The sequence below is a fragment of the Pseudomonas sp. Bout1 genome, assembly GCF_034314165.1.
Taxonomy (GTDB): Bacteria; Pseudomonadota; Gammaproteobacteria; order Pseudomonadales; family Pseudomonadaceae; genus Aquipseudomonas.
Map to the genome: position 1 here is coordinate 1,257,188 of NZ_JAVIWK010000001.1, position 20,737 is coordinate 1,277,924.

The 20,737-nt window shown below is 61.4% G+C and carries 17 protein-coding genes and 1 pseudogene; 6 read left to right on the forward strand and 12 right to left on the reverse strand.

Translation table 11 applies throughout. The annotated features are described in order from the left end of the window. Window positions 1-58 precede the first annotated feature (58 nt). Window positions 59-1,305, forward strand: a pseudogene (locus tag RGV33_RS05650) (EAL domain-containing protein). Here the strand turns inward: RGV33_RS05650 and RGV33_RS05655 are convergent. Beyond that, entirely contained in the window at window positions 1,274-1,927 is a 654-nt protein-coding gene (locus RGV33_RS05655) for a response regulator transcription factor (RefSeq protein ID WP_322143432.1), read from the reverse strand. The pseudogene RGV33_RS05650 and the gene RGV33_RS05655 overlap by 32 nt on opposite strands. A gap of 143 nt (window positions 1,928-2,070) precedes the next feature. Beyond that, entirely contained in the window at window positions 2,071-2,292 is a 222-nt protein-coding gene (locus RGV33_RS05660; RefSeq protein WP_322148622.1) for a hypothetical protein, read from the reverse strand. Window positions 2,293-2,593: 301 nt separating this feature from the next. Between RGV33_RS05660 and RGV33_RS05665 the strand changes: the two genes are divergently transcribed. Then, window positions 2,594-2,878: a DUF3509 domain-containing protein gene (locus RGV33_RS05665; RefSeq protein WP_322143433.1), complete on the forward strand. Its 285-nt coding sequence runs from the start codon at window positions 2,594-2,596 to the stop codon at window positions 2,876-2,878. Window positions 2,879-3,049: 171 nt separating this feature from the next. On the opposite strand, the gene RGV33_RS05670 is transcribed toward RGV33_RS05665, so the two are convergent. Together RGV33_RS05670 and RGV33_RS05675 are read right to left on the reverse strand one after the other, a co-directional pair. Then, window positions 3,050-3,928 carry a TIGR02285 family protein gene (locus RGV33_RS05670; protein WP_322143434.1) on the reverse strand — a complete coding sequence of 293 codons (879 nt, stop codon included), beginning with the start codon at window positions 3,926-3,928 and terminating at the stop codon, window positions 3,050-3,052. Then, a complete protein-coding gene (locus tag RGV33_RS05675) occupies window positions 3,928-5,127 on the reverse strand; it encodes a CaiB/BaiF CoA-transferase family protein (protein ID WP_322143435.1) in 1,200 nt (399 codons plus the stop codon). Before RGV33_RS05675 ends, RGV33_RS05670 begins: the two co-directional genes overlap by 1 nt. A 148-nt stretch (window positions 5,128-5,275) precedes the next feature. On the opposite strand from RGV33_RS05675, the gene RGV33_RS05680 reads away from it, so the two are divergent. The 4 genes from RGV33_RS05680 (at window position 5,276) to RGV33_RS05695 (ending at window position 9,428) form a co-directional block, all read left to right on the forward strand. Beyond that, window positions 5,276-5,818, forward strand: a complete 543-nt coding sequence (locus tag RGV33_RS05680) for a YaeQ family protein (RefSeq protein ID WP_322143436.1) — start codon at window positions 5,276-5,278, stop codon at window positions 5,816-5,818. Window positions 5,819-5,970: 152 nt separating this feature from the next. Next, the gene (gene recJ, locus RGV33_RS05685) at window positions 5,971-7,680 is read left to right on the forward strand and encodes a single-stranded-DNA-specific exonuclease RecJ (RefSeq protein WP_322143437.1); all 1,710 of its coding nucleotides are present in this window, start codon (window positions 5,971-5,973) and stop codon (window positions 7,678-7,680) included. Between the two features lie 151 nt (window positions 7,681-7,831). After that, window positions 7,832-8,938, forward strand: a complete 1,107-nt coding sequence (locus RGV33_RS05690; protein ID WP_322143438.1) for an NADH:flavin oxidoreductase/NADH oxidase — start codon at window positions 7,832-7,834, stop codon at window positions 8,936-8,938. Window positions 8,939-9,242: 304 nt separating this feature from the next. Further along, window positions 9,243-9,428, forward strand: coding sequence for a hypothetical protein (locus RGV33_RS05695; RefSeq protein ID WP_322143439.1), 186 nt, complete (start codon window positions 9,243-9,245; stop codon window positions 9,426-9,428). A gap of 45 nt (window positions 9,429-9,473) precedes the next feature. Here the strand turns inward: RGV33_RS05695 and RGV33_RS05700 are convergent, their stop codons facing one another. The 8 genes from RGV33_RS05700 to RGV33_RS05735 all read right to left on the reverse strand — a co-directional run bounded on the left by RGV33_RS05700 (window position 9,474) and on the right by RGV33_RS05735 (window position 20,723). Next, window positions 9,474-11,099: a glucan biosynthesis protein D gene (locus RGV33_RS05700; protein WP_322143440.1), complete on the reverse strand. Its 1,626-nt coding sequence runs from the start codon at window positions 11,097-11,099 to the stop codon at window positions 9,474-9,476. A 362-nt stretch (window positions 11,100-11,461) separates the two neighbouring features. After that, window positions 11,462-13,324: an FAD/NAD(P)-binding protein gene (locus tag RGV33_RS05705; RefSeq protein WP_322143441.1), complete on the reverse strand. Its 1,863-nt coding sequence runs from the start codon at window positions 13,322-13,324 to the stop codon at window positions 11,462-11,464. A 174-nt stretch (window positions 13,325-13,498) separates the two neighbouring features. After that, window positions 13,499-14,923 (reverse strand): gamma-aminobutyraldehyde dehydrogenase, encoded by a 1,425-nt coding sequence (locus RGV33_RS05710; protein ID WP_322143442.1) that lies wholly within the window; start codon window positions 14,921-14,923, stop codon window positions 13,499-13,501. Window positions 14,924-15,082: 159 nt separating this feature from the next. Further along, window positions 15,083-15,892: an ABC transporter permease gene (locus RGV33_RS05715; RefSeq protein ID WP_063032954.1), complete on the reverse strand. Its 810-nt coding sequence runs from the start codon at window positions 15,890-15,892 to the stop codon at window positions 15,083-15,085. Beyond that, entirely contained in the window at window positions 15,882-16,811 is a 930-nt protein-coding gene (locus tag RGV33_RS05720; protein WP_322143443.1) for an ABC transporter permease, read from the reverse strand. Before RGV33_RS05720 ends, RGV33_RS05715 begins: the two co-directional genes overlap by 11 nt. Window position 16,812: 1 nt before the next feature. After that, window positions 16,813-17,847, reverse strand: a complete 1,035-nt coding sequence (locus tag RGV33_RS05725; RefSeq protein WP_322143444.1) for an ABC transporter ATP-binding protein — start codon at window positions 17,845-17,847, stop codon at window positions 16,813-16,815. A gap of 194 nt (window positions 17,848-18,041) precedes the next feature. After that, complete coding sequence (gene ydcS / locus RGV33_RS05730) at window positions 18,042-19,193, reverse strand: putative ABC transporter substrate-binding protein YdcS (RefSeq protein ID WP_322143445.1); 1,152 nt, start codon at window positions 19,191-19,193, stop codon at window positions 18,042-18,044. Window positions 19,194-19,265: 72 nt separating this feature from the next. Beyond that, window positions 19,266-20,723 (reverse strand): gamma-aminobutyraldehyde dehydrogenase, encoded by a 1,458-nt coding sequence (locus tag RGV33_RS05735; protein ID WP_322143446.1) that lies wholly within the window; start codon window positions 20,721-20,723, stop codon window positions 19,266-19,268. Window positions 20,724-20,737 lie beyond the last annotated feature (14 nt).

A 20,737-nucleotide genomic window follows, 5' to 3' on the forward strand; every position in this document is an offset into this window, starting at 1 on the left:
GGCAGGAGCGAGGTTTTGATTAGTCTGTGCGCCCTCGCTACTCCCCGGTAATTTTTTCATGCGCTCCCTCAACGTCCTGATCCTTGAAGATAACGCGTTCCAATTGATGGCCCTGCATCAAATGCTCAATGCCAACGGCGTGTTTAATGTACGCACCGCCGAGAGTGTCGATGCAGCCCGCCAGTCCCTGGAGAGCAAGGGCGCGGTGGATATTGCGATTTGCGATCTGTACCTGGAGCAAGGCGATGCGCTGGAGCTGATTCGCGAAATGGCCGAGCGCCGCCAGGCCCAAGTGTTAATCCTGTTGAGCAACGCCGAGCCGGATGTACTGGACGGTGTGGCGAACATGGCGCGGCAATTGGGGCTCAACGTCCTCGGCTGTCTGCCCAAACCGGCGTCGGCAAAGCTGATCGGGCAAGTCTTGAAGGCATGCCTGGAGCGCCTGCGGCCGGGGGGCCGCAAGGGGTGTCCTGGGAACGGGTACGCCAGTTGCTGGGCTTGAGCGACGTCGAACTGTTGCCGCCCTCGGCGGATCTGAGCCAGGCCGTTATCGCGCGGTGTGGCACTGTCTGGTATCAGCCGATCGTCAGCCAGGCGGGTGCGTTGCAAGGTGTTGAAGCGCTGGCGCGCTGGGAGCTGCCTGGCGGCGAACTGTTGCTGCCCGACGCGTTTTTGCAGGTGCTGGAATATGCCGGGATGGAGGAGGCGTTTACCTGGCACGTCTTGGAGCAAGCGTTGGGGATGGCGGCACAGGTCACGCGCGAAACGGGCCAATTACTGCCGGTGGCGGTGAACATTCCGGGGCGGATGCTGGAGCGCTCGCACTTTCCCCAGGTGCTGCAAGGCTTGCTGCAACTGCATGGGGTACCTGCTCATGGCTTGACCCTGGAACTGGTGGAGACCTCGCGGTTAAGGACTGACAGCGCTCACGTCACCGGCTTGCTGCGTTTGCGGATGATGGGGTGCAAGCTGTCGATTGGTGATTTCGGCGTGGGCGGCACCAGCCTGCAGCGCTTGCTGGAACTGCCGTTCAGTGAGCTGAAAATCCCCCCTGTGTTTGCCAGCGGGATGGCCAGTGACGATCGCAAGGCAGCAGTGGTTGCAGGAGCCATGAGCATGGCCCGGCGATTGGGCGTTGGCGTGGTGGTAACCGGGGTAGAAAGCGCCGCCGATTATCACGCGCTGAGTGAACTGGGCGTTGCGTGGCTGCAAGGCTGCTTCATTGCCCGGCCGATGGATGCCGCGGCGCTGAAACAGTGGATCGCGTTTCAGGCTAGGCCAACCCGTGTTCCTGCACATAGATAAATAACGCCGCGTCATTGCTCAGGCCCAGCTTGCGCATGGCGCTGACTTTTTGTGCGCTGACGGTCTGCTTGCTGCGATGCAAATTCGCGGCGATTTCGCCTACTGTCAAACCGCCGGCCAGCAGGCGGATCACTTCCAGTTCACGGGGTGAGAGTTGATCCTGGGAATGAACGCGCTCGACGCCCGCCTGGTTCAGTGACTGACTGATGGTCCGGGCCACATAACGCCTGTGCTGGCGCACCTGGCGGATCGCTTCAGGCAATTCGTCCGCGAGACTGGCCTTACTCAGCAGGCCCATGACGCCCAGCTCCAGGATGGCGTGAAACAACCCGGCGTTATTGAGCATGGTCACCACCACGATGGGCAGGGCCGGGTGATGCCGGCGCAGTTGTTCAATCAGGCGCAAGCCATCGGCCTGGGGCTCGGCGGGCATCATGAAGTCAGTGACCAGAATGTCACAGGCACAATGTTGCAGCAGTTCGCCAAGGGCCAGGGGTGAGTTGGCTTCACCGACGATGGTTAGCCTCTCGTCACGTTCCAGGACCGCCCGCAGACCGATGAGGAAAATCGGGTGGTCGTCGGCGAGGACGATGCGCAATGGCTTGTCAGACGTTTCTTTCAATACAGGCTCCCGGGGGTAATTCGGGGATTCTAGCCTGTTAACGGAGGGATGACCGGAAGGGCGTTTTAACAGTGTGCAAAAAAACGCCGCCTTCCCTGCCTTGGGTCAGCGGTGTTTTAGTTTCAGGAAGGCCCGGTTGAGCGTTAAGCGAATAGTTTCTGCGCCACCACTATGACGGTGCCGACAGCGGCATAAAAGCCCGTCGCGATCGCCACCGGGTACCAGAAAGTCTCGCAGGTTATCTTCATTGATTCGGCGCGGAGCTTGGTTTGCTCTGCATTCATACGGGATATCTCGGCATAAATACGGGCTACGTCGGCGTGAATCCTGTCTCCCGTAGCCTGCTGTTCGTTGTGTTCCAGCATCATGTTCATCCTTCGCAATTGGGGCCTTTTGATCTGCGCTCTTGCCTGCATGACAGCGTGACGAGCACTCACCGAGTATAGGATTCACCCTCGGCATCAGCGCCAAAACTGCGACCCATTGAGTAAGCAGTTATGTGCCGCCGTTTTTTGTTTGTCATGTTGCAAGCGCATGCTGGACGCGTCATCCCCGGCAACCCTTGAAAGACGAAAAAGCGAACTTTCCTACGACACAAATAGTCACTTAGGATAGATGCAGCCCCCGTTTACACGATTGTTTGCGAACTATTGAGTGGTGATCGAGATGGAAAGTATCAGCCTATTGCTCGGTGAAGCACTGAGCCCTTATCAGGTCACGCTGACCACCTCGGGTGTGCAGGGCGAATGCCTGGTAACCGTAAAGAATCCTGCCGGTGCCATCGTGGTCGAGCGTGAAGTCGACCAGGTGCAATTGACCGACAAGCGTGCATTGGTGGATGTGGTGGATTGTTTGCACCGCGACCTGATGATTGCCGAAGGGCGCCTGGAACCCTCGGTCATAGCAGCCCTGCGCAATGCGGCCCTGACGCGGCCGATAGCTTGCGCATGAAGATTTATTTTTGTTGGGAACCTTCCTACAGTAAGGCGAGTCAGATTTTGTAACAGCGAGATCAAGCATTGTGCTCCGGTGCTTGTGGCTCGTTGTTACTGGTCTTTTTAGGCCCTTATTAACCCCGAGTTGTCTCCCCACTGCTCGGGGTTTCTTTTTGCCTGCGTTTTGTCAGGGGGCCGGGGCATCCTGGAAAAACGTCGGGTTGTCGTTCAAGTATTGCTCGCGCATGACCGGGTCGAGCCACGAGGCGTAGGACTGTCGCAGTTGTTCCTGCGGGATCTCGTGCAACACTTGGTCGATCCGCTCAATGGCCGCGCGGCCCGCCGGGTTGTCAGTGCAAGCAATACGGGTCAGTTGATACGGCGGCGTACCCTTGATGGGGTAGAAGATCAGGTCCTGGGGGTCGATGCCCTGTTGCAGCGCCTGATAACGAACTTCTGTCCAGTAACCCAGCAGGGCTTCCAGCCGCCCTTTGCGTTGCATTTGCAGCAGGCTGCCGAGGGCGTCATTGCCGTAGTGCGGTGCCAGTTTGTGAGGGCTGGCGTGCGTCAGCGCTTGATCAATGAAGGTGCCATAGCTGCGCTCGGCGACGATACCAAGGCGCGCTTCCCGGGCATTCAAGAACGCCTCCAGGTCAAACGCGCCATTCACTACAAATGGCGCCAGCACCGCCCGTTGACTCTCGCGGATCGTCACGCCATTGCTCACCGACGCAAAGGCCTGGGCGGAAAACACAATGGTTTTCGCGCGCTCTGCCGTCCACAGCAAAGAGGGGTCGCAGGTCAGCGTGCCGGGGTCGCGGAGCATTTGCATGCCGCGCGCGCGGTTCACGTGGAGGATCTGCTGCCGGTACTCCGGCATATGCTCGGCGAGTATCGGCAGCAGTTGGTCGAGGGCTCCCTGGCCCTTTTGCGGGCCTTCGAAAATCGTCACCGGCGGCAGGTCACGCAACAGCCAGATCAAGGTGTCGTGGGCCTGGCTCGACAGTGGCCAACCGCCGAGCAGTGAGCCCAGCAGGCAGAGTCGAATGATGCAGCGCCGGGCCATCAGATCGCGCCGTTCTCACGCAGGCGAGTGATCGCAGAAGCGTCGTAGCCCAGCTCTGCCAACAGCACGTTGTTGTGTTCACCCAATTGGGGGCCTACCCACTCGCAACTGCCCGGGGTGTGCGACAGCTTGGGCACGATGCCAGGCATCTTGAAGTCCTTGCCGCCGGGCAGTTGCGCCTTGAGAAACATCTCGCGGGCGAGAAATTGCGGGTCTCCCAGCATGTCTTCAGCGCTGTAGATCCGGCTGGCGGGCACTTGGGCCTTGTTCAACTGTTCCACCACTTGCTCCAGTGTCAGCGAATTGACCCAGCGATCAATCACCCCATACAACTCATCGCGGCGGTTGTCGCGGCCATCGTTGCTGGCCAGGGCCGGATCGTTGGCCAAATCCTCGCGACCAATGGCCGACATGAAACGCTTGAAAATCGCATCGCCATTGGCACCGATCTGCACGTGCTTGCCATCCTGGCTGGTGTGGATCGAGGAGGGCGTAATGCCCGGCATGATGTTGCCAGTGCGCTCGCGGATAAAACCGAACACGTCGAACTCCGGGATCATGCTCTCCATCATCGCGAAAATCGCTTCATACAACGCCACATCCACGACCTGGCCGAGCCCGCCATTCACCTCACGATGACGCAGGGCCATCAGCGCCCCAATCACTGCCCACAACGCCGCGATCGAGTCACCGATGGAGATCCCTGTGCGCACCGGCGGCCGGTCCTCGAAGCCGGTGATGTAACGCAGGCCGCCCATCGACTCGCCCACCGCGCCAAACCCGGGCTGGTCCTTCATTGGCCCGGTCTGGCCGAAGCCCGAGAGGCGCACCATCACCAGTTTAGGGTTCAGGGCGTGCAAGGTTTCCCAGCCTAGACCGAGCTTTTCCAGCACGCCGGGGCGAAAGTTCTCGATCAGGATGTCGGCATCTGCCAACAGTTGCTTGAGGATCGCCAGGCCGTCCGGGTGTTTCAGGTTCAGGGTCAGGGATTTCTTGTTGCGTGCCTGCACAAACCACCACAGCGAAGTGCCTTCGTACAGCTTGCGCCACTTGCGCAGCGGGTCGCCGCCGTCCGGGGATTCGACCTTGATCACCTCGGCGCCGAACTCGGCGCAAATGCGCGACGCGAACGGGCCGGCGATCAGGGTGCCGAGTTCGATGACTTTCAGGCCGGCAAGTGGTTTGGCAGTAAACGACATGAGGATCCTTTCGGGCGCTGTACGGGGGTGTGATGCCTTTTAACATAGGCGAGTGGCGCAGTGATAAGGATGATGCAGCGCAGGATTCGTTGAATCACCTCGCCATCGGTTAGACTTGCCGCCTTTCCCTGTCTCTAGAAGTCCGTTCATGGCCCAGCCGTCCACGACCTACAAGTTTGAACTCAACCTCACCGACCTTGATCGTTCGGTGTACGAGAGCGTCAAGCAGACCATCGCGCGCCACCCTTCGGAAACCGAAGAGCGCATGACCGTGCGTTTGCTGGCCTACGCGCTTTTTTACAACGAACAGCTGGCTTTCGGCCGTGGCCTGTCGGATGTAGACGAGCCGGCGCTGTGGGAAAAAAGCCTGGATGATCGCGTCCTGCACTGGATCGAAGTCGGCCAGCCGGACGCGGACCGCCTGACCTGGTGTTCGCGCCGGACCGAGCGCACCACGTTGCTGGCCTACGGCAGCTTGCGCGTCTGGGAAGGCAAAGTGGTGCCGGTGGCGAAAAACCTGAAAAACGTGCACATCGCCGCCGTACCCCAGGAAATCCTCGAAGTCCTGGCCAAGGACATGCCACGGGTGATCAAGTGGGACGTGATGATCAGCGAAGGCACGATCTTTGTGACTGACGACCGTGGCCAGCATGAAGTCCAACTGGAATGGCTGGTCGGCGAGCGCGGCTGAAACACCGATAGATCGAATGTAGGAGCTGGCTTGCCTGCGATTGCATCACCTCGGTGCATCTGAATGACCGAGTTGTCTGCATCGCAGGCAAGCCAGCTCCTACAAGGGATCGCCGTTAACTTTCAACATTAAAGAGAAGCTTCCGTCACCCCATGCGTATCGATCCTCGCCCGTTGCCCGCCGTCCTGCCATTTCTCGGTGAATTGCCACCGTTGTTGACCCGTCTCTACGCCGCACGCGGGGTGCAATCGGAAGCCGAACTGGATAAAAGCCTGGCGCGGCTGATTCCGTATCAGCAGCTCAAGGGCATCGATGCCGCCGTGGACTTGCTGGTGACGGCCCTGGAACAGCGCCAGCGGATCCTGATCGTGGGTGACTTCGACGCCGACGGCGCCACCGCCAGCACGGTGGGCACGCTGGGCCTGCGCTTGTTGGGCGCGGCTCATGTCGATTACCTCGTGCCCAACCGTTTCGAATACGGCTACGGCCTGACCCCGGAAATCGTCGCCGTGGCCCTGCAGCGCCAGCCTCAGTTGCTGATCACCGTGGACAACGGCATCTCCAGCGTCGAAGGCGTGGCGGCCGCGAAAGCAGCGGGGCTGAAGGTGTTGGTCACCGACCACCACTTGCCGGGCGATGAACTGCCGGCGGCCGATGCCATCGTCAACCCGAACCAGCCGGGCTGCGAATTCCCCAGCAAGGCGTTGGCCGGTGTCGGCGTGATCTTCTACGTGCTGATGGCCCTGCGCGCACGTTTGCGCAGCCTCGGCTGGTACGAGAACAAGCCCCAACCAAACATCGGCGAACTGCTGGACCTGGTGGCCCTGGGCAGCGTGGCCGACGTAGTCCCGCTGGATGCCAACAACCGCATCCTGGTCTACCAGGGCCTGGAACGCATTCGCGCCGGTCGCGCCCGCCCGGGGATCAAGGCGATCCTTGAAGTGGCCAAGCGCGATCACGCGCGCATCACTTCCACCGACCTTGGTTTTATCCTCGGCCCGCGCCTGAACGCCGCCGGTCGCCTGGATGACATGAGCCTGGGCATCGAATGCCTGCTTACCACGGATTTCGCCGCTGCCCGGGAAATGGCCGCGCAACTGGACGGCATGAACCAGGACCGTAAGTCCATCGAACAAGGCATGCAGCGCGAGGCCCTGGCCCAGCTCAAGGACTTGCCGGTGGAGTCAATGCCGTATGGCTTGTGCCTGTTCGACCCGGAATGGCACCAGGGCGTGATCGGCATCCTCGCCTCGCGCATGAAAGAGCGTTACTTCCGCCCGACCATCGCCTTTGCCGATGCTGGCGATGGCCTGCTCAAGGGCTCCGGGCGCTCGGTGCTGGGTTTTCATATTCGTGACGCGCTGGCCGTGGTGGCCAGCCAGCATCCGACACTGATCGCCAAATACGGCGGTCACGCCATGGCGGCGGGCCTGACCTTGCCCGAAGCCAACTTCCCACTGTTCGCCGAGGCGTTTGACGCCGAAGTGCGCCGGCAACTGCGTGAAGAAGACCTGACGGGCCGGCTGCTGTCCGACGGTACCCTGGCGGTGGAAGAGTTTCACCTGGAACTGGCCCGCGCGCTGCGCAATGCCGGGCCATGGGGCCAGCACTTCCCCGAGCCGTTGTTTCACGGAGTGTTCCAGTTGGTGGAGCAACGCGTCGTCGGCGAGCGCCACCTGAAAGTGGTGCTCAAGAGCGAATGCGGTTCGGTGAAGCTTGATGGCATTGCCTTCGGTATCGACCGCGAGATCTGGCCCAACCCGACCATTCGCTGGGTGGAACTGGCCTACAAGCTCGACGTGAACGAGTTCCGTGGCCAGGAAACCGTGCAACTGATGATTGCCCATATCGAGCCGCGCTGAACCCTGTGCAATCCTCTGTTGTCGACTAGTCTCTAAGCACTGTGTGATCGGTCTTGTGACTTTGTTTTATTTCAGCCCGCCGGGGACGGGTTTTTCGTCGACCGTTCAAACAGAACCCTGGAGCCAGCCCACTGCATAAAAGAGGTGCCCCATGAGTCGTCTGCTTGAACCCTACACCCTGCGCCAACTGACCCTGCTCAACCGCATCGCCGTGTCGCCGATGTGCCAGTATTCCAGCGTCGATGGCCTGGCCAACGACTGGCACCTGGTGCACCTCGGCAGCCGTGCCGTGGGCGGTGCCGGGCTGATCTTTACCGAAGCCACCGCCGTGACCGCCGATGGCCGTATCACCGCCCAGGACCTGGGCCTGTGGCACGACGAACAGATCGAACCCCTGCAACGCATCACACGCTTTATCAACGCCCAGGGCGCGGTGGCGGGGATTCAACTGGCCCACGCCGGGCGCAAGGCCAGCACGCACCGCCCGTGGATCGGCAAGCACGGCAGCGTCAAGCCGGAAGACGGCGGTTGGGTGCCGGTGGGGCCCTCGCCGATAGCCTTTGACCCGCAGCACACCTCACCCAAACAATTGGACGAAGGGCAGATCCAGCAAGTGATCGCGGACTTTGTCGCCGCGGCCAAGCGTGCGTTGACCGCCGGTTTCAAAGTGGCGGAAATCCATGCGGCCCATGGCTACCTGCTGCATCAGTTTCTCTCGCCCCTGAGCAATCAGCGTCAGGACCAGTACGGCGGCTCGTTCGAAAACCGCATCCGCCTGGTGCTGCAAGTGACCACCGCGGTGCGTGAAGCCTGGCCGCAGGAGCTGCCGCTGTTTGTACGGGTGTCGGCCACCGATTGGGTCGAAGACGGCTGGAACCCGGATGAAACCGTCGAACTGGCGCGCCGCCTGAAAGACCTCGGCGTGGACCTGATCGATGTCTCTTCCGGTGGCACCGCCGCCAATGCGGAAATTCCTACGGGCCCCGGTTACCAGACCCGCTTCGCCGAGCGCGTACGCAAAGAGTCGGGGATCGCCACCGGCACTGTGGGCATGATTACCGAGCCCGCCCAGGCCGAACACATCCTGCGCACTTGCCAGGCCGACCTCATTTTCCTCGCCCGAGAGTTGCTGCGTGATCCGTACTGGCCGTTGCACGCCGACGATGACCTTGGCGGCCGCAAAGCGATCTGGCCGGCGCAGTATCAGCGGGCCACACATCGCGATCAGCCGATTCATGAGTCGGACCTGCGGGATTGATCTGCTCGGCAATACTGGCAAACATGAAAGCCCGCCCTTGAACCGGCGGGCTTTTCATTGGCTTGAGCATCATTCATTACGGGGCATCGTGTAGCCATGTGGGATGGCGCTGTAGGTCATTGCCGCGTGAGTATTTTTTTAAGTGATTACTCTAAAAAAGTCTCACGCCCGGCAAGATAGTTTCTACGCTTACAGTAAGTCTGATTTCTGGCCCAGGAAGTCAGCCTGATCATCCTCGCAGGTCGCATCGCTGTCTGAGGTTATGGGCAACCAGGAGCAATTGATTGATACGCGGAGACAGTCCATGGCCAAGTCTTATGGTGTTGCGGGTTTTGTGTCGTCCTTTCTGGCCCGCAGGATGTCGTTGCGCAGCCGGCGGCTGAGTTCGGACGAGGAGCAGTTGCTGGAACAGTACCGCGCCCTGACCGAGAGCGATCAGGTGGCGATGCGATATTTGATTGGGGCGATGAAGAGTATTTCGCGGTTCTGAGCGCGCCGAAGGGGCGTTCCCACGCAAGCGTGGGAACGTTCGGTTTCAGGTGTACTTGCGCTTGTCTGGCGCAGGCGGGAAGTACTGGTACAGCCAGGTTTCACTCAAGGTGCGGTCCTGGGTGCGGATAAACAGCCGCAGCTCAACCGGCTCTACGCTGTCGCTGGTCGGGTACCAGTCAAACAGGATTCGATAGCCCTTGATGGCATCCAGCACCAATACGCTGAAGTCCTTGACCTCACCGTGGGAGCACGTCACCACCGGCTCGATCCCGGTGCCTTCGGGCAACCGATCCAGCCCGCCACCGTTGAAGTCCACCGCAAAACGTCGCGCCCACACTTCAGGGTAATGCTCGCCCGGTGCCCAACCTTCGGTGAAACCGCCCATGCCCGAACGGGTGGCATTGACCTGCGCCAGTGGCGTGCTGACCGGCGGCAGGGCGCTCCAGTAAAGCTTGTAGCCGTAGTTCAGGGACTCGCCGGCGGCCACGGGTTTTTTCGGGGTCCAGAAGGCCACGATGTTATCCAGGGTCTCGCCGGTTGTAGGAATTTCCAGCAGGTCGATAGAGCCTTCGCCCCACGCGGTTGTAGGTTCTACCCACAAGCTTGGGCGTTTGCTGTACCAGTCCACAGTGTCCTGATAGCTGGCGAACTCATGGTCGGTTTGCACCAGGCCGAAGCCTTTCGGGTCTTTGTCGGCAAATGCGTTGAATTGCAGGGTGGCCGGGTTGTTCAGTGGGCGGCAGATCCACTCGCCGTTGCCGCGCCACATGGCCAGGCGGTCCGAGTCGTGGATTTGCGGGTGGATGGTGTCGCACATCCGCCGTTCAACGGTGCCGCAGCTGAACATGCTGGTCATCGGTGCGATGCCCAGTTGCTCGATGGCGGTGCGCGCATTGATATGGGCGTCGATGCCCATCACCACCTGGTTGGCCTGGCAGTCGATGTCAAAGCGGTAGGCACCGGTGGCGCTCGGCGAATCCAGCAGCGCGTAGACCACGAAGCGGGTGCTGTCCTTGTCTGGGGTTTCGAACCAGAACTTGGTGAAGTCCGGGAACTCCTCGCGCTTTTTCGCGTAGGTATCGATGGCCAGGCCACGTGCAGAAAGGCCGTACTGGCCGGTGGAGTCCACCGCACGGAAGTAGCTGGCGCCGAGGAAGGACAGCACGTCGTGGCGGTCCAGTTCCGGGGCCTTGAACAGCTTGAAGCCGGAGAACCCCAAATCGCCGGTCAACTGCTTGGTGTCTACCGTGGTTTTTTCATAGTTGAACAGCGAAGGGCGAAAGTGCACCTCGCGGGCCAGGCGGGTCTTCGGGTCGACGCTGTACATGCGCACCGGCGTCTTGAAACCCATGCCGACGTGGAAGAACTGCACGTCCAGTTGGCCGTTCAACTCCTTCCACAGCGAATGCTTGCCGTCGTAGCCGATGGCATTGAAATTCTGCGGGGTCATGGTCGCCAGGGTCGGCGGCAATACCTGTTTGGTGTCCTGGTAGCGATTGCTTGCCAACTGCTTGGCCTGGATCTTCAGGGCCTCGAAATCGAAGGCCTGGGCCTCGCCATCAGCGGCGCGATTGCCCGCCCAGGCTTGTGCGGCCAGCAGGCCACTGGCCGACAGACCGGTGTAAGCCGCAATGGCCATGGACGCTTTGAGCAAATTCCTGCGGTGCATAAATACAACCTGTCGTGAACAATCCCGCGCCGTTCCTGGCACGTGCTGGATCAAGGGAAACGGTTCGGACATGCCTTCGGCCAAACGCAACGGACATTAAACAGATGCCAAATAGCTTAAGCGGTTCGGTGCAGAAGGAAAAATGATTGATGGCGGGTTGATGGCATTGCATGTGAAACAAGACGTTTCTGTGGGAGCCGTGTGGCGAGGGAGCAAGCTCGCGTTGGGTCGCGAAGCGACCCCAGCTCAGGCGATGGAGATCTTTCAGGGATATCTCGATCGCCTGGTTTGGGGCTGCTGCGCACCCCAGCGGGAGCAAGCTCCCTCGCCACAACAACCTCTTCCTCCAGGAAAAGCCGGGGTCAGCTCACTTCGCCTACCGCCCGATACGCCTCATCGATAGCAGCATGGGCATACGCACTCCACGCCGCGTCCGAGTTGGCGATGCTCACATGCCCCAGCGGCTGGCGAGCCAGGTCCTTCAGCTTTTCGCTTTCATCGGCATCGTCAAACAAGCTGTTGGAGAAGGTCGCATAGCCGTGTGACCAACGGTTGACAGTGATCGCCAGAATATCGGTCTGGTGGTTGAAACCGCCCGGGCCGAGCATGCGTTGCAACTGGTCGCGCAGTTGCGCTTCCAATTGTTCGAACGTCTGCCCGTACAGCTTGCCCCGCCCGGCGCGGGCCTGGTCGCGGCCGTTCATGCCGCTGTTGGGGCTGGTGGGCACGTACACCATGTGCAAACCAATCGGCTGCGTCGGGTCACGTGGGTGCTCGTAGCCGCCCATGCTCACCGGGTAGTCCAGCTTGATGCGGCTGTAAGGCTGGGTGGCGGCATAAATCTCATGCACCCCAAGCTTCTGGAACGACGTCCAGTTGCGCACCACTACCTTGGTGTACACCAGTGGGTACTTCACGTTCTGGCTCAGGGCCTGGGCCTGTTCTGTCGGCAGGCCCCGCAAAAGATACGGGATCATCATGTTGTAGCAGGCGAGGATGCAGCGTTTGCCACGCACTTGTACGAGTTGGCCGCCACGGCTGTAGCCGATGTGCACGCCGTCTCCAACGTTACGCACACTGACCGCCGTGCTGTTGAGGCGCACCCGCACCGGCGTCCTGGGTTGGTCGAGCTTGGCGTAGTCAAACGGCGCCAGCACGATGTCGTCCATGGTGTGCCCGGGCGCCACGGCAGGAATCAGGCTGCGCACCAGCAACCGTGCCAGCGACGCGTTGCCGTCGGGGAAGTGGTAGATGTAGGGCTCTTCCATTTCCGCTGCAGCTTCTTCGCTGATCGGTGCCAGGTTCATCCCGCCAAAACCCGGGAATCCCACGCTATAGGCATCGGACGAAGCCACGGCGTCGATGCTCAGGGCCATGAAGTCGTTGGTGCGGCTCTGGAAGTACTTCACGGCACCTTCCGACAGTCCGACGTCCTTGAGCAGGAAATCGCGGTAACTGGTAGCCGCCAGGTACACGGCCTTTTCGTCGGCGGACTTGCCCGGCAGGTAATCCTTGGGCGCGACGTGCAGGGCAATCAGCGCCTCGCGATCAGCTGGCGGCAACGGGAAATCATTGATGAAGTCGCTGATGGAGCGCGCGTGCAATTGGTCCGGGGCGATGTCGTCGGCGACCATTGGCGTTGGGTCGCCGGTGACCAGTTTGTCTTCGCCGAAGTTCTCCTTGTCGAAGAACACTCCGCGGGACAACCCCAGGCCCGGGTAAAACTGGCGGTCGAAGGCGGTCTCGAAGCGCTTGATGTTCACCCCAAGTTTCTTCAACAGTGCGTTTACTTCTTTGCTGTAAAGATGATTCGGCGACTGGAACGCTTCGCTGCCGCCGTAGCCGATGATCAGCCGGCCACCGGCCTGGAATTCATTGCGCTTGGCATGACCGCCGAAGTCGTCGTGGTTCTCCAGGATCAGAATCTTCGCCTTCGGGTGCTTCTCGCGGTAGAACCACGCCGCCGACAAACCGCTCAAGCCACCGCCGACCACCACCAGGTCATAGTCCTCGGTGATGGGCAGTTTGTCGGTGTCGAAGGTCTTCTTTTCCCAGCCCATCTGGTGGGCAATTTCGAACGAGCCGACATGGCTGCCGCGCAAGCCGGTGAGGGCGGGCGGGTAGTAGCGGCCATCGGGAGCGGCCTGGAGGATTTGCAGGGGTGTCATGCCGGCGGCAATCGTGATGGCGACGCCGTTGAGGAAGTCGCGGCGGGTGATGTCCATGGGAACCTACGAATTATTTATTGTTATGAGATCCCTGCAGGAGCCGGCTGTTGTGGCGAGGGAGCTTGCTCCCGCTGGGCTGCGTAGCGGCCCCAAAAATCCTGGGAGCGCTTCGCACTCCAGCGGGAGCAAGCGCCCTCGCCACAGTGAGCTCGCTTCGACAGGGGTAAAGGGTCAGTGCTTGAACATCACATGGCGAACGGTGGTGTAGTCCTCCAGGCCATACATGGACATGTCCTTGCCGTAGCCGGACAGTTTCTGACCGCCGTGGGGCATTTCGCTGACCAGCATGAAGTGGGTATTCACCCAGGTGCAGCCATACTGCAGGCGCGCCGCCAGCCGATGGGCGCGACCGACATCGGCGGTCCACACCGATGACGCCAAGCCATAGTCCGAATCGTTGGCCCAGCCCAACACCTGGGCCTCGTCGGTGAATTTGGTCACCGACACCACCGGCCCGAACACCTCGCGGCGCACGATTTCGTCGTCCTGCTGCGCGTCGGCCAATACCGTTGGCTCAAAGAAGAACCCGTTGCCTTCCACCGCCTTGCCGCCGGTGATCAGGCGGATGTGGGATTGCGCCACGGCACGCTCCACAAACCCGGCCACACGGTCACGATGCTGCGCGGTGATCAGCGGGCCCAGCTCGGTGGCCGGGTCGTCCTGCAAACCGTATTTGATGCTGGCGACGGCCGCGCCGAGCTTCTCGACGAACGCGTCGTAGATATCAGCCTGTGCATAAATCCGGCACGCCGCCGTGCAATCCTGGCCGGCGTTGTAGAACCCAAAGGTGCGGATGCCTTCCACGGCCGCGTCGATATCGGCGTCGTTGAAGATGATCACCGGCGCCTTGCCGCCCAGCTCCATGTGCATGCGTTTGACGCTGTCAGCGGTGCTGGAAATGATGTTGGCGCCGGTGGCAATCGAACCCGTGAGCGACACCATGCGCACTTTCGGGTGATTCACCAGCGGGCTGCCGACGGTTGGCCCACGGCCAAACACCAGGTTGAGCACACCGGCCGGGAAAATTTCAGCGGCCAGCTCCACCAGGCGCAACGCGGTCAGCGGGGTCTGTTCCGACGGCTTGAGCACCACGGTATTACCGGCGGCCAGGGCCGGGGCGATTTTCCAGGCGACCATCATCAGCGGGTAGTTCCACGGCGCGATGGAGGCGATCACGCCCACCGGGTCGCGGCGGATCATCGAGGTGTGGCCCGGCAGGTATTCACCGCCGGCCGAACCGCTCATGCAGCGGCTGGCGCCGGCGAAGAAGCGGAACACATCGGCCACCGCCGGGATCTCGTCGTTCAGCGCGGCGCTGTAGGGTTTGCCGCAGTTGTCCGACTCAAGCTTGGCCAACTCTTCGCCATGGGCCTCGATGGCGTCGGCGAGCTTGAGCAGCAACAGCGAGCGGTCTTTCGGCGGGGTCTGCGACCAGCCTTCAAAGGCGCTGTCGGCGGCGCGCACAGCGGCGTCGACCTGGGCTTCGCTGGCTTCCTTGATCTCTACCAGCACCCGGCCCAACGCCGGGTTGAACACCGGCTGCGCCGGGCCTTCGCCTTCGACCAGATGGCCGTTGATCAGCAGTTTGGTTTGCATGGTTCAGTCCTCTTAAAGCTGCATCGTTTCCCCTGCCGAAACCAGCGTCACTTGTAGGAGCCGGCTTGCCGGCGATGGCGGTGATGGCGGTGTGTCAGGTGATACCGCCATCGCTGGCAAGCCAGCTCCTACAAGTGACGCGGGTTTCGTCAGTGGCAGTTATTTACCGCCACTACCGGCCACGCTTTCGCCGCCGCGGGTCAGGTAATAGGCACCCAGGATCGGGAACATCGTCACGATCATCACCAGCATCGCCACCACGTTGGTCACCGGCACATCCCGTGGCCGGCTCAACTGGTTGAGCAGCCACAACGGCAAGGTGCGTTCGTGGCCGGCGGTGAAGGTGGTGACGATGATTTCGTCGAACGACAGCGCAAACGCCAGCATGCCGCCGGCCAGCAACGCAGAACCCAGGTTGGGCATGATGATGTAGCGGAAGGTCTGCCAGCCGTCGGCGCCGAGGTCCATCGAGGCTTCGATCAGGCTGTGGGAGGTGCGGCGCAAGCGGGCGATCACGTTGTTGTAGACGATCACCACGCAGAAGGTCGCGTGGCCGACGATGATGGTGAACATCCCCGGCTCAATCCCCAGCGTCTTGAAAGTCGCCAACAGCGCGATACCGGTGATGATTCCCGGCAGGGCAATCGGCAGGATCAGCATCAGCGAGATACCTTGCTTGCCGAAGAACTCCCGGCGATACAGCGCTGCCGAGGCCAGGGTGCCGAGCACCATCGCAATCAGCGTGGCGATGGCGGCGATTTGCAGCGACAACTTGATTGCTTCCAGTACGTCCGGCCGCGAGAAGGCCACGCTGAACCACTTCAGGGTGAAGCCCTGGGGTGGAAAGCTGAACGCCGCCTCCTCGGTGTTGAAGGCGTAGAGGAAGATGATCAGGATCGGGAAGTGCAGGAAAACCAACCCACCCCAGGCCGCGATTTTGAGACTCCATGAAGCTTTTTCAGAGTGCATCGAAGGCCCCCAGACGTTTGACGATGGACAGGTAAACCGCGATCAGCACGATCGGCACCAACGTGAATGCTGCGGCCATGGGCATGTTGCCGATAGCACCTTGCTGGGCGTACACCATGCCGCCGACGAAGTAGCCCGGCGGGCCCACCAGTTGCGGCACGATGAAGTCGCCCAGAGTCAGCGAGAAGGTGAAGATCGAACCCGCGGCAATCCCCGGCACCGACAGCGGCAAAATCACTTGCATGAAGGTCTGGCGCGGCTTGGCGCCGAGGTCTGCCGAAGCTTGCAGCAACGACGGAGGCAAACGCTCAAGCGAGGCCTGGATCGGCAAAATCATGAACGGCAACCAGATGTACACAAACACCATGAACCGCCCCAGATGCGAGGTGCTCAAGGTGCTGCCGCCTACGCCGGGAATGCCCATGATCAATTGCAACACCGGCTCCAGGCCCAGGTGCTGCACGAACCACTGCGCTACGCCGCCCTTGGCCAGCAGCAGGGTCCAGGCGTAGGCCTTGACGATGTAGCTGGCCCACATCGGCATCATCACCGCGATGTAGAAAAACGCCTTGGTCTTGCCCGTGGTGTAGCGCGCCATGTAGTAGGCGATGGGGAAGGCGACGACGGCGCTGGCGATCGACACCACGACCGCCATGCTCAAGGTGCGCACGATAATGTCGAAGTTCGACGGCTGGAACAGCGCGGCGAAGTTGGCCAGGGTCAAGTCCGGCGTGACCGCCATGGTGAAGTCATCAAACGTGTAGAACCCTTGCCACAGCAAGGTCAGCAGCGAACCCAGGTAGATCGCACCGAACCAGATCAGCGGCGGCACCAGCAGCAGCGACAGGTACAGGTTGGGCTTCTTGTACAGCAGGTTGGAAAACCTGCGCATCGGGGGTTGGGACAGGGCCAGGCTCATGTCACACCTCGCCTGCGATGTCGGTCAACGGGGTCATGGCTTCCCGCGCCCAGCGTGCGGTGATGGGCTGGCCGACTTGATGCCCGGCGCTGGTGTCCAGCCATTGGTTGTTGGCCTGGCTGATGTTCAGGGCCTGGCCGTTTTCCAGTTTCAGTTCATAGCGGGTGGCGCTGCCTTGGTACTGGATGTCATGCAGCAGGCCGCTGATTTCCACTTCACCGGTGCCCAGCGGGCCTTCGGCGAAACGCACGTGCTCCGGGCGGATCGAGAACGGCTGCGGGTTGCCGCTCAAGCGTTGCGCCAGCTCGCCGCGAATCACGTTGGAGGTACCGACGAACTCTGCGACGAAGGTGGTGGCGGGCTTCATGTACAGGTTGCGCGGGGTGTCGACCTGCTCGATGCGGCCCTTGTTGAACACGGCCACACGGTCGGACATCGACAGCGCTTCGGTCTGGTCGTGGGTCACGAAAATGAAGGTGATGCCGAGCTGGCGTTGCAGCTTCTTCAGCTCGCTTTGCATCTGTTCGCGCAGCTTCAGGTCGAGGGCGCCCAAGGGCTCATCGAGCAGTAGCACGCGAGGACGATTGACCAGTGCGCGAGCCAGGGCCACACGTTGACGCTGGCCGCCGGAGAGCTGCACCGGCTTGCGCTCGCCGTAGCCGCCGAGGGCAACCATGCCCAACGCTTCTTCGGCGCGGTTGAGGCGCTCGGTCTTGCCCACACCTTTGACTTTCAGGCCGTAGGCCACGTTGTCCCGCACGTTCATGTGGGGGAACAGCGCGTAATCCTGAAACACGGTGTTCACGTCGCGCTGATAGGGCGGCAGACCGGCGGCTTCTTCACCGTGAATACGGATGGAGCCGGCACTCGGTTGCTCGAACCCGGCGATCAGGCGCAGGCAGGTGGTTTTGCCCGAGCCGGAAGGGCCGAGCATGGAAAAGAACTCGCCGTCCTGGATATCGATGGAAACCCGGTCAACGGCTTTCACTTCGCCGAACTGACGGGAAACGTGGGTGAATTGGACTGCAAGCGTCATGGTGCGGTGCTCCAAAAAGGCGCGTTTTGGATAAAAATCAAATCCGAGGCGGTGCGCAAATTCGCAGCCTCGTTTCACTCGACAGCGCCTACATTTTGCGTAGGCGCTGTCGAGCGCAGGCGATGTTTTATTGAGGTCGCGTAGCAGCTGTCGAGGTACGAGGCTGCGTTGGGCCGCGAAGCGGCCCCAAGGGCTTAACGGCCGCCCATGATCGCGATGTAATCCTGGGTCCAGCGGCTGTACGGCACGAACTTGCCGCCTTCAGCCTGCGGGGTCTTCCAGAAGGCGATCTTCTCGAACTGGTCGAAACCGTTGGTCTTGCAACCTTCGGCGCCGAGCAATTCGCTTTCCTTGCACGCGGCAGGTACCGCCGGCAACGAACCGAACCACGAGGCCACATCACCCTGGACCTTCGGCTGCAGCGACCAGTCCATCCACTTGTAGGCGCAGTTCGGGTGCTTGGCGTCGGCGTGCAGCATGGTGGTGTCTGCCCAGCCGGTGGCGCCTTCCTTTGGAATGGTCGAGGCGATCGGCTGCTTCTCGTTGACCAGGCCGTTGACCTGATACGGCCACGCACTGGACGCCACCACGCCTTCGTTCTTGAAGTCACTCATTTGCACGGTGGTGTCGTGCCAGTAGCGGTGGATCAACGGTTGCTGGGCGCGCAGCAGTTCAAGCACGGCCTTGTACTGGGTTTCGGTCAGCTCGTACGGGCTCTGGATGCCCAGCTCCGGCTTGGTCGACTTGAGGTACAGCGCCGCATCGGCGATGTAGATGGGGCCGTCATAGGCCTGCACGCGGCCTTTGTTCGGCTTGCCGTCGGGCAGGTTCTGCGCGTCGAACACCACGTTCCAGCTGGTGGGCGCGGTCTTGAACACGTTGGTGTTGTACATCAACACGTTCGGGCCCCACTGGTACGGGGTGCCATACGTCTGCTGGCCGACCACGTACCACGGCGCATCCTTGAGGCGCGGGTCGATGTTCTTCCAGTTGGGAATCAGCGCGGTGTTGATCGGCTGCACACGCTTGCCGCCGATCAATCGCAACGAGGCGTCGCCTGACGCGGTGACCAGGTCGTAGCCGCCCTTGGCCATCAAACTCACCATCTCATCCGAGGTGGCGGCGGTCTTGACGTTGACCTTGCAGCCGGTCTCTTTCTCGAAACCGGTGACCCAGTCGTAGTTTTTGTCGCTTTCGCCACGTTCGATGTAGCCGGGCCAGGCGACGATATCCAACTGGCCTTCACCGGCGCCGACCGCTTTGAGCGGTTCGGCGGCCTGGATACTGACACTGGCCAGCAGCGCGGTGGTCAGGGCACTGAGCAGTGCGGTCTTGTGCGCAGACATGGGGGTTCCCTCTTCTTTAATTATGGTCGGGGCAGTTTTTGCAGCAGGTGGTGCATGAGCGTAGTTGTTGTTTTAAAGATGCTGGCCGTGGCGCGCCATGATGTGCCGCACCACGCTGTAGTCCTGTAGCGAATCGCTGGACAGATCTTTCCCATAACCCGAGCGTTTCAAGCCGCCGTGGGGCATTTCGCTGACCAGCATGAAATGGCTGTTGATCCAGGTGCAGCCGTACTGCAGGCGCGACGCAACCTGCATGGCCTTGTCCAGGTTCTGGGTCCACACGGAGGAGGCCAGGCCATATTCCGAGTCGTTGGCCCAGTCCACGGCCTGTTCCAGCTCGTCGAAGCGGGTCACGGTGACCACCGGGCCGAACACTTCGCGCTGCACGATTTCATCATTCTGTTTACAACCGGCCAGTAGCGTTGGCTGGTAGAAGAAACCCGCGCCGGAATGCACGGCGGCGCCGGTGATGCGTTCGATATGCGGTTGGCCGAGGGCGCGCTCGACAAAACTGGCCACGCGGTCGCGCTGGCGCGTGCTGATCAGCGGGCCGAGTTCGTTGTCGGCATCGCGCTTGCCGGCAAAGCGCAGGCTGCTGACGGCAGCGCCGAGGTCGGCCACCAGCTTGTCGTGAATCCCGGCCTGGGCGTAGATACGGCACGCGGCGGTGCAGTCCTGGCCGGCGTTGTAATACCCATAGGCGCGCACGCCTTCGACCACGGCTTGCAGGTCGGCGTCGTTGCACACGATCACCGGGGCCTTGCCGCCCAGTTCCAGGTGGGTGCGCTTGAGTGTCTTGGAGGCGGCCTGGAGGATTTTTTGCCCGGTGACGATATCGCCGGTCAACGAGACCATACGCACTTTAGGGTGGCTGACCAAATGGCTGCCGACACCTTCGCCGCCGCCACACACAATGTTGATCACACCACGTGGCAACAGTTGGCTGAACACGGGCGCCAGGGCCAGGATCGACAGCGGTGTATGTTCCGAGGGCTTGAACACCAGGGTATTGCCGGCGGCCAGGGCCGGGGCGATTTTCCAGGCGGCCATCATCAGCGGGTAGTTCCACGGCGCAATCGAGGCGACCACGCCAATCGGATCGCGGCGCACCATGCTCGTATAGCCCGGCAGGTATTCACCGCTCAGTTGCCCGGTCTGGCAGCGCACGGCGCCGGCGAAGAAACGGAACACATCCACAGTGGCGCTCAAATCGTCCTGGCGCGCCAGGTGCAACGGCTTGCCGCAGTTCAGCGATTCGAGGCGGGCGAGGTAGTCGGCTTGCTTTTCGATGGCATCGGCGATGCCCAGGAGAATGTTTGAACGTTGCTGGGGCGTGGTGCGTGACCAGCCGGCAAAGGCGCGGTGGGCGGCCAGGATCGCGGCCTCAACCTGCTCGGTGCTGGCTTCGGCGATATGGGTGAGGATTTCCCCGGTGGCCGGGTTGATGATCGGCTCGACAAAACCCTGGCCTGCGACCAGTTCGCCGTCGATCAGCAACGCAGTGAGCAGCGGTGTGGGCGCGCCAGACATTTTTCGCGATCTCT